This is a genomic window from Bartonella sp. CL266QHHD, from assembly GCF_042195355.1.
GTDB lineage: Bacteria > Pseudomonadota > Alphaproteobacteria > Rhizobiales > Rhizobiaceae > Bartonella.
This window is the reverse complement of record NZ_JBHIOD010000014.1, coordinates 1-2,585: the sequence shown is the minus strand read 5'-3', so window position 1 is coordinate 2,585 and position 2,585 is coordinate 1. Positions and strand designations below refer to the sequence as shown.

At 38.3% G+C, this 2,585-nt stretch carries 3 protein-coding genes; all 3 read right to left on the bottom strand.

Annotated elements, in window-relative coordinates:
- Positions 1-201: 201 nt before the first annotated feature.
- Positions 202-666: an SMI1/KNR4 family protein gene (locus ACFIK7_RS00865; protein ID WP_375662765.1), complete on the bottom strand. Its 465-nt coding sequence runs from the start codon at positions 664-666 to the stop codon at positions 202-204.
- The gene (locus ACFIK7_RS00860; protein WP_208438784.1) at positions 663-1,148 is read right to left on the bottom strand and encodes an SMI1/KNR4 family protein; all 486 of its coding nucleotides are present in this window, start codon (positions 1,146-1,148) and stop codon (positions 663-665) included. The genes ACFIK7_RS00865 and ACFIK7_RS00860 overlap by 4 nt, the downstream gene beginning before the upstream one ends.
- A 20-nt stretch (positions 1,149-1,168) precedes the next feature.
- Positions 1,169-2,585 (bottom strand): HNH/ENDO VII family nuclease (locus ACFIK7_RS00855; RefSeq protein ID WP_375662764.1); only part of this gene is annotated, 1,417 nt, incomplete at its 5' end.

The window sequence follows — 2,585 nt, the reverse complement described above, 5'->3', positions numbered from 1 at the left end:
ATCATCAGGTGCATCCTCTGCAGTGCCAAAGTCGATAACATCCGGATACTTATTAATTAATTGTGCAACATCAGCTAAGGTGTAAGTTTTCATAACTCCTTCCCCCCTAAAAAATATTAACGACGCTTGCATTCTTGAAAAGAAAAAAATAATGGCGGTTTAACATTGCAATTTGGAAGTAAAACCACCATACAAAGAAATTTACTTCAAGTTATCTGTAATTCTTTTACAGAGGAATTCATAAAAGTTACTTGCGTAATACTGGGGATCGCTAGGTGGAAATCTAAGATAGAGCGGGCACTCACCATTCTGAAACTGAGAATAATCAACATAAAATGTCTCTCCAAAATCGGTTCTACTAACAATAAGTTGCTGTGGCGTTGCAAAACCATTTTTTCTATAATTTAAGTTTTTATAAACACTATCATCACTACGAACATTCTCAAAATTTGTATCATAAACTCTACATATTTCCTCACCACAAATTTCTCCTCTTCCATAGTTTTTTAAAAAACTTTTATAGGAAGACGTAAACTGCAAACCAAGAGTTTTCTCTGCTTTTTCAATTAGTACATCATCAACTGCTTCATCTGTAGTGCCAAAATCGATACTATCGCTATATTTATCAACTAGTACTGCAACATCAGCTAAGGTATAGGTTTTCACAAATCTTCCCCTGCGTGCTCTTTAATTCTTTTACAGAGAAATTCATAAAAATTACTTGCATAATAATGTGACGCTCCAGATGGAATCTTGACGTAGAGTGGGCATTCACCATCCTGAAACTGAGTATAATCAAAGTAAAATGTCTCACCAAAATCAGTTCTACTGACAACAAGCTGTTCTAATGTCGCAAAACCATGTTTCCTATGATATAAGTTTTTATGCACAATATCACCAGCAGGATGATCCTCAAAACTTGCGTTATAAATGCTAAAAATTTCCTCATAACCAATTTCTCCTCCCTTATAATTTTTTAAAAAATCCTTATAAGAAGTTGTAAACTGTAAACCGAGAGTTTTTTCTGCCTCTTTAATCCGTACATCACTAACTGCATCCTCTGCAGTACCAAAATTGATAATCTCATCATCATATTTATTTACTTTATCAATTAATTGTACAACATCAGCTAAAGTATAAGTTTTCATAGGTTGTTCTCCATAAATTATTATTTTTTAGTTGCTATATCTTTCTTTTCATAATCTTTAGCACGTTCCTTCCAGTATTTCGTCCTCCATTTATCGAATAGGTCTCTGTCAATAGCTGATCCCATTGTATTAGGATTAATATGAATAACTGAATTATGTTTATTATGAAACGCATTTGTAACCTCTGCTATGGGACCATCATGTGTTTGCAGCATATGATGCAATTCAATGGGATTTTCATTAAAGTCAAGAGGTGCTCTTCCTGTTTTCATCCTTTCAATATTTGTACCTTTTACTTCTTTTCCTTTTACTGTCCAACTAACAATCTGGTTAGGATCAAACAGATCATCTCTCTGATAGACTTTGTTTGTCTGAGTAATTTTTTCTCCCTTGTTAGTTATTTCAAACTCAACCTCAATAGGTTTTGACCAGAATTTTCTCTCTTGCCCCAAATATTGAGTTGCAATAGCTTCATCGCTCATTTTTTCTAGCGATTGTGCAATTTCTTTCCCCACATGCGCAGTATTTATTTTAGAACTAGTTGCTCCCGTTATAGCTGCTTCTTCAGTCTTAGCAGCAAATTTGATGAGATCTTTTTCTACAAGCTTGCCCGCAAGCTTTACGCCTCCCTTGGCTGCTGAAACAGCACCGTCAGTAAGCACTGTAGAACCCACTATATAAGCCACATCTCCTAATGGTTTACCTAGCATTTCGCCAGATTCAGCACCAGCACTGAATGCTCCATCCCCCCCTTTCTCCATTGTTTCATGTATGTGATCTATATGCCCCCCAAAGGAATCCTTTATGTGATCTATGTGCCCTCTAAAGGAATCCTTAACACCTCCCCAGAATTGACCAACTCCTTCCCAGAGTTGACCAGCACCTTCCCAGACATCATCAAATATATGCCCACTCGTGGCCCAAGCTTTTGCTGTTCCAACGCCTTGAAGGGCATTTTGATAGATCTCATCAACTGAACTGTTTCCTATTGCCGATCCTAATTCTTTAATGTCATGAACTGTCGCATATATTCCGTTTCCTATTGCCGATCCTAATTCTTTAACGTCATGAGCTGTCTCAGATATTCCGTTTCCTATTGCTTTTACGGCACCAACAATCGTACCCTTCGCAAGACCTATCTCAAAAATCCTATCTTGCTCTTCACTAATCTCGAACCATTTTTCGTTAACATCTCTTCGACACTGATCATCAGGGCATTCTTCTAACTCTTTCTTCATCTGAGCGCGTTGTGCACTACCCAAAAAGTTATTTGCAGCGGCATTACCTGCGGCATCAGCGCCGGCATCAACATTGCCACCGGCAAGGGCAGCGGCAACGCCCCCGGCAGCCCGTGCGACATCAATGGTGTGGTCTCTAAAGTCAGCAAACTGCGCATCAATCTTTGCGTTTATACGCGCTTCCTCTTCCGGAGTTGGG